General features: G+C 68.8%; 7 protein-coding genes. 2 read left to right on the top strand and 5 right to left on the bottom strand.

Features of this window, described 5'->3' with window-relative positions:
* The 4 genes from D7W79_RS36860 to ald form a co-directional block, all read right to left on the bottom strand.
* On the bottom strand, positions 1–751 hold a 751-nt coding region (locus D7W79_RS36860), incomplete at its 3' end, for a response regulator (RefSeq protein WP_147442238.1).
* A 186-nt stretch (positions 752–937) separates the two neighbouring features.
* Entirely contained in the window at positions 938–1789 is an 852-nt protein-coding gene (locus D7W79_RS36855; RefSeq protein WP_120529959.1) for an anti-sigma factor family protein, read from the bottom strand.
* A gap of 53 nt (positions 1790–1842) precedes the next feature.
* The gene (locus D7W79_RS36850) at positions 1843–2484 is read right to left on the bottom strand and encodes a sigma-70 family RNA polymerase sigma factor (protein ID WP_120529960.1); all 642 of its coding nucleotides are present in this window, start codon (positions 2482–2484) and stop codon (positions 1843–1845) included.
* A 259-nt stretch (positions 2485–2743) separates the two neighbouring features.
* On the bottom strand, positions 2744–3871 hold the full coding sequence (gene ald, locus D7W79_RS36845) for an alanine dehydrogenase (RefSeq protein WP_120529958.1): 1128 nt from the start codon (positions 3869–3871) through the stop codon (positions 2744–2746).
* Between the two features lie 181 nt (positions 3872–4052).
* Here ald and D7W79_RS36840 point away from each other — a divergent pair, with 181 nt between their 5' ends.
* Both D7W79_RS36840 and D7W79_RS36835 read left to right on the top strand, forming a co-directional pair.
* Positions 4053–5363 (top strand): radical SAM family protein, encoded by a 1311-nt coding sequence (locus tag D7W79_RS36840; protein ID WP_120529957.1) that lies wholly within the window; start codon positions 4053–4055, stop codon positions 5361–5363.
* Positions 5364–5395: 32 nt separating this feature from the next.
* Positions 5396–6088, top strand: a complete 693-nt coding sequence (locus D7W79_RS36835) for a tetratricopeptide repeat protein (RefSeq protein WP_120529956.1) — start codon at positions 5396–5398, stop codon at positions 6086–6088.
* A 21-nt stretch (positions 6089–6109) separates the two neighbouring features.
* On the opposite strand, the gene D7W79_RS36830 is transcribed toward D7W79_RS36835, so the two are convergent.
* Positions 6110–6572, bottom strand: a 463-nt coding sequence (locus D7W79_RS36830) for a response regulator (RefSeq protein ID WP_147442237.1), incomplete at its 5' end; no start/stop codon positions are given.

Raw genomic sequence — 6572 nt, 5'->3', positions numbered from 1 at the left:
GGGCGGCGACGGGCTCCGGATCCGCAGGCGGCATGAAGCCGACGACGGTCTTCTCCTCCGGCTCGTCGTCCAGGCCGCCCAGCACGTCGAGCGAGTCGTCGTTGTCCGGGCCCAGCGAGTCCAGCGCGGAGATCTCCTCCAGGCCGGACGGCGACTCCGTCTCCTCCGGAGGCGCCACCACGGGCTCCTCCTCGGGCGTGCCCGTCACGGGCTCGGACAGGTCGCTGAACGCGTCGTCGAGCATGTCCAGGTCTTCCCCCGGCACCGCGGGCTCCTCGCCCGTGTCGACGGCGATCTCCTCGCCGAAGTCCGCCGCGGGCTCGTCACCCAGCGAGTCCAGCGTGAGGCTCTCGTCCACCACCTCGTTGCTCGCGGGCGGCTCCGGGAAGCCGATGACGCCACCCACGCGCTCGATGAGGACGCTGCTGTCCACGGGCTTCGCCACGTACTCGTCCGCACGCGCCTTCAGCTTGCTGTGCGCCGCGAAGCCGTCCGGGCTGCCGATGATGACGATGGGCACCGTCTTCAGCTCGTCGTCCTTCTTCAGCTTGCCGCAGATGAGGTAGCCGTTCTGTCCCGCGGACAGGTCCACCGCGAGCACCACGAGGTCCGGACGCTCACGGCGGATCAGCTCCACGCTGCCCTTGCCATCGCCCGTCGTCTGCGCGGAGAAGCCCCGCGCCTCCAGGGCCTGCTGCAGGGAGGTGGCGAGGGTGGCGTCGCTTTCGACGATCAGGATTCGCTTGGACATGAAGGGACGGCCGTCCTGGGGGTGCGGCGCGCGGTGTGACGCCGCGAGAAACAGCGGCTGCGCGCGAGAGTGAAGACGCCGTCGAGGCTATCGGCCATGCCTGGGACCGTCAATCTTCACACCGGGCGCAACGCCCGGTATTCAGTTGAGCAGGCGACCGCGCAAGCCCTCGCTGTGGCGAGGGCTTCAGGGCTGTAGCGAGACGGGCTGCACGCTCACCGCGGGCTTCACCTGCGCGGGGCGCACGAGTCCGTTCGAGCGGTGCTCCTGATCCCTCAGCATCTGCAGGATGGCGGCGTCGTCCAGGTCCGTCACCAGCTCGTAGGTGACGTCCTGATCACGCCACGTCACGACGTTGTACGCCTGGCTCGAGTCCACGGCGACGTTCTCCACCGTCGGGCCCTCGTCCTTGATCACCCGCTGGCCCGTCGCCGGGTACACGAACACGCCGATGTTGCGCTTGGGCTCGTTGGTGACGCGAGGCTGCGTCTCGTAGCTGACGTAGACGACTTCCTGGCCATTGAGCGTGGAGAAGCGCGCGCCCACGGGCCGGGCCTGCTGCAGGCGGGGCAGGGTGATGCGGTGCTCCACCTTGTCGTTGAACCACGCTTCGATCTGCTCCGGCGTGCCCGCGACGAACTCCAGGGGCCGCTGGCGCGTGTGGCGCTGCACGGCCTCCAGGATGGTGGCCTTCTGCGCCTGGCCGGACTGGTACATCATCCAGCCACCGCTCACCGTCACCACCACCAGGGCCATGGCCCCGGCGCGCAGCCACTGGCTCACCTGCGCGCGGCGGTGCTCGCGGTGCAGCCCGGACTGGATGCCCGCGCGCAGCGACGCCGGTGCACGCGTGCCCTGCGCGGAGATGGAGTGCTTCGCCGCCCGGCGCAACGTCTGGCGGAGCTGCATCTCCTCGTCCACGCGCGCGACACACGCTTCGCAGCCTTCGAGATGCGACTCCACGTCATGGCGTTCCTCGGGCTGGAATTCGCCGTCGAGGTACGGATACAGCAACCGCTCGAGTTCCTGGCAGGTCATGGGCGCTCGATGAGGTGGGCGGAGGGAGAAGACGACGCCCCTCCAACCTCTTTCTAGCCTGCCTTCTTCCGGCGCCTGAACTCTTCCAGGTCCGCCGGAGCCTGCACCGGGTCTCCGTCATGACGGAAGACACCCTGGCCTTCCGCGTACTCGCGCAGCGTCTTCTGCAGCAGCTTGCGGCCGCGGAACAGGCGGCTCATGACGGTGCCCACGGGGCACTCCAGAATCTCCGCGATCTCCTTGTAGGAGAACTCCTGGAGGTCCGCGAGGATGACCACCAGCCGGAAGTCGATGGGCAGCGAGTCGATGGCGCGCAGCACGTCGTCCGACAGGAGCCGGTCGAAGAAGTACTGCTCCGGGTTGGCCGCGAAGTCCGTCGCGTCCCGGCTCACGAAGCGCTCATGCACCGCCTCGCGCTCCACGCCCTCCACCACCGTGCGCTCCTTCACCTTGCGGCGATAGCGGTTGATGAAGGTGTTGGTGAGGATCTTGAAGAGCCAGGCCTTGATGTTGGTCCCGCGCTCGAACTTGTCGAAGAAGCGGTAGGCCCGCATGCAGGTGTCCTGCACCAGGTCCTCGGCGTCACGCTCGTTCTTGGTCAACCGGAGCGCCGCCGAATAGAGCGGATCCAGGTGCGCCAGCGCCAGCTCTTCGAATTCCTGCTTCGTCCGGTTGGGTTGCCTGAAGTCCAGCATCATGCTCCCGCCTTCCAGGGGCCCGAAATGATTGGGGAATGCGTCGCCTGCCTAACGGTCAATCTATGCACCGGAACAGACGGGTCAACAACGCTTTCCCCTGCCGCGCCGCCCGCATGCCCGCTTCTGGAGTGCGGAGACGCTCGGCGGGATCATTTATTCCTCAGGGTGGGAACCGGATGGGACACCCGTACAAAGGTCCAATCCAGGCAACCGGCCAGCACAAGGCTGGCCGGCTGTGGAGCGTACGGCCGTTACCTCACTTCTTACCGCTGAGTGCGTCCATCAGGGGCATGTAGTCGTACCCCATGTCCTTGGCGACGGCCTCGTAGGTGATGTGGCCGTTGTAGGTGTTGATGGCGCGCTGGAGGGCGCGGTCGGACTTGATGGCCTCCACCAGGCCCAGGTCCGCGATCTTCCGCGCGTAGGGGCGGGTGGTGTTGGTGAGCGCGAACGTGGACGTCTGCGGCACCGCGCCGGGCATGTTCGCCACGCAGTAGTGGACGACGTCGCTCACGGTGAAGGTGGGGTTGTCGTGCGTGGTGGGCTTGCAGGTCTCGATGCAGCCGCCCTGGTCCACCGCGACGTCGACGACGACGGAGCCGGGCTCCATCTCGCCAATCAGCTCACGCGACACCAGCTTCGGCGCCTTGCCGCCGGGGATGAGCACGCCGCCGATGACGAGGTCCGACTCGCGCACGGTGCGCGCGATGGACTCCGTGTCCGACGCCAGCGTCTGCGCGCGGCCGAGGAACACGTCGTCCAGGTAGGTGAGGCGCTCCAGGTTCACGTCCAGGATGGTCACTTCCGCGCCCATGCCGACGGCGACCTTGGCGGCGCACAGGCCCACCACGCCACCGCCGATGACGGCCACGCGGCCGCGGCGCACGCCGGGCACGCCGCCCAGGAGGATGCCCTTGCCACCGTGGGCCTTCTCCAGGCACGCGGCGCCCACCTGGATGGCCATCTTGCCGGCCACCTCGGACATGGGCTTGAGCAGCGGGAGGCTGCCGTCGTCCAGCTGCAGCGTCTCGTAGGCGACCGCGGTCACCTTCTTCTTGATGAGCGTCTTGGTGAGCTCCGGGTCCACGCCGGCCAGGTGGAAGTACGTGTAGACGATCTGCCCGGGCTGCATGCGCTCGTACTCCGGCGCGATGGGCTCCTTCACCTTCACCACCATCTCCGCGCGCTTCCAGACCTCATCCGCGCTGGAGATGATCTGCGCACCGACGCGCTGGTACTCCGAATCCGGGATGCCGGAGCCGACGCCAGCGTTCGTCTCGACCAGCACCGTGTGCCCCGCCATGGTGAGCGCGCGCACGCCCGCAGGCACCATGCCGACACGGTACTCGCGGGTTTTGATCTCCTTGGGGACTCCGACGATCACGACTGCCTCCGACGAATGGGGGACTGCCAGGAAAACGTGGCGGACCCATAGACCAGGGCATGGGCGCTTTCAAGGCGCGCACGGGCGAGGAAGGGGACCGGGCGTGATGGGCCTCATTCATCCATCCACATGACGCGAGGCGTTGGACGCAGGCCGGCCCACCCGTGTTAGTTAACAGCGCATGACGCACGCGCCGAAACTGCTCTTCGCGGACCCCAAGGGTCGGGTCATGGAGCATCCCTATCTCATCGCCACGCTGCGCAGCGGCGAGGAGCTCGTGCCCCCTCAGGACAAGCCCATCGCCCTGCCGGCGGCCGGGCGCCTGGTGCACCTGCCCGGCCGGTTGCCGGTGGGGCTCAACCCGGACTCCGGTGAGCTGGAGCTGGTGCGCGAGATGAAGGTGGGCGGCAAGACGTTCGTGCCCAACGCCGTGGGCGCACTGCTGCCCCCGGGCTACACGCGCACGTTCCTGCCCGGCGAGGTGAAGGGCAGCGGCCCCATCCTCCCGCAGTGGGCGTACACGGCGGCGGCGTGGGGGGAGAAGGGGCCGCTCGCGTGGGCCATCCACACCGACCGGCGCTCGCACTGGGAGCCGGAGTCGTACTCCACGCCGGAGTTGAAGGGGCTCGTCACGGCGCACATGGAGCGCTTCCCGGACAGCCGCGTGCTCAAGCAGCTGAAGACGTGCGCGCTGCTGTACCGGTGCTTCACGTCGCAGAACATCTTCTACGCGCGCGACGAGGGCGCCATCCCCGCGTCGGTGATGTGCAACGCGCGCTGCGTGGGCTGCATCTCGGATCAGCCCGAGGACGGCCCCCCGGCGTCGCACGAGCGCATGGACGACGGCCCCTCCGCGGAGGAGATGGCGGCCATTGGCCTGTACCACCTGGAGCACGCGCCGGGCCGCACCATGGTGAGCTTCGGCCAGGGCTGCGAGGGCGAGCCGCTCACGCGCTGGAAGTTCATCGCGGAGGCCATCCGCCTGATGCGCGCGAAGACGGACCAGGGCTCCATCAACATCAACACCAACGCCAGCCTCACGCACGGGCTGAAGGCCCTGCTGGACGCGGGGCTGGACGCCGTGCGCGTGTCGCTCAACTCCGCGTCCAAGGGGCTCTACGAGGCCTACTACAAGCCGGTGAAGTACGGCTGGGAGGACGTGGAGGCGTCCATCGCGCTGGCGCGCGAGCGGGGGGCGTACCTGGCGCTCAACCTGCTGTTGTTCCCCGGTGTCACCGACCGCGAGGGCGAGGTGCAGGCGCTGGAGAACCTGGTGCGCAAGTACCGCGTGGATCAGGTGCAGACGCGCTCGCTGTGCATCGACCCGCTCCAGTACCTGGAGGTCGCGCGAGGCGTGGGCGCGGGCGGCGAGCCGGTGGGCATCCGCACGCTGCTCAACCGGCTGAAGGCGGCGCGGCCGGGGCTCATCATCGGCAACTTCGCGCGCGGCCTGGACGAGCGCGAGAACGCCGCGGGCGCGCCGGAGGTTTGACCGTCCGGGAGGGGACGGCTACAGAGCCGGGCATGTCCGTCTCCCTCCATTCCGCGTTCCGTTTCGCCGTCCTCTGTCTCTCCTCCGGTGCCGTCCTCGGCGCGTGCAGCAGCAAGGCGCCCGAGGAGCCGGAGTTCGACCATGGCCTGAAGAAGCCGCTCGTGCGCAAGCTGCGCGAGGACCTGGCGGAAGAGCCGTGCGACAAGGCGAAGGCGCAGCAGCTGGGGCAGCTGCTGCTGGACACCGGCGACACGAAGGGCCTCACCCGCGTGACGGACACGTTCGGTGAGAAGTGCGGCCCCAACCTCGTGCTGCTCCAGCTGTCGTACACGGCCAACGCGCGCGCTGGGGAGAAGGAGCAGTCGCTGAAGGCCGCCACCGGGCTGGTGACCGCGCAGCCGGACAACGCGAGCTACCGCGTGTGGCGCGGCCTGGCGCTGGAGTCCCTGGGCCGCACCGAGGAGTCCGCGGCGGACCTGCAGAAGGCCTTCGACCTGCAGCCCGGCCAGCGCCCCATCCTCAACGCGCTGGTGAAGGCCTACGACGCGCAGGGCAAGTCCTGCGAGGCGCTGGCCGCGTACCAGCGCTTCGTGGAGAAGGCGAAGCCCTCCGAGGCGAAGTCCGCGGAGGTCCAGGAGCAGTTGCAGGAGCGGGCCAGCAAGACGAGCTGCCCGGCGGCCGAGAGCGCGGCGCCCGCGGCGCCCGAGGCGGCCAAGGCTCCGTAAGAGCCACGGCGAGGCGCGCGACTACTCGGCGCCAGGGGGCATCAGCTCCTTGGCGACGAGGCTGCCCATCACGGCGTCCTTGGGGATGTAGCCGTCGGCGCCGGCCTCGCGGCAGATGCGCTGGAGCTCCTCGACGTTCTCACCGGAGCACAGCAGCACCTTGATGCCCTTGAAGAGGCTGTTGCTCTTGATGAAGCGGCAGAACTGTTCGCCGTTCACGTTGGGCATGCGCACGTCCAGGAGCACCAGGTCCGGGCGCGTCTGCTTCTTCAGGATGATCTTCGTGGCCTTGTCCGCGGTGTCCGCGACGTGGACCTCGAAGCCCTTGGACACGAGGTCCGCTTCGATGATCCGCGCGGTCATCTCGCTGTCGTCCACGATGAGGATGCGCGGCTTGCGCCCCCCGGCGGCCATGGGGGCCTTCGGGAGCCCACCAGACGGAGCGGCCGGGGCGCGCAAGCCGCGCATCCTCATCGTGGACGAC

It is taken from the genome of Corallococcus exercitus, assembly GCF_003611585.1.
GTDB classification, from domain to species: domain Bacteria; phylum Myxococcota; class Myxococcia; order Myxococcales; family Myxococcaceae; genus Corallococcus; species Corallococcus exercitus.
The sequence above is the reverse complement of the archived record's forward strand: the minus strand, read 5'-3'. Positions and strand labels throughout refer to the sequence as shown.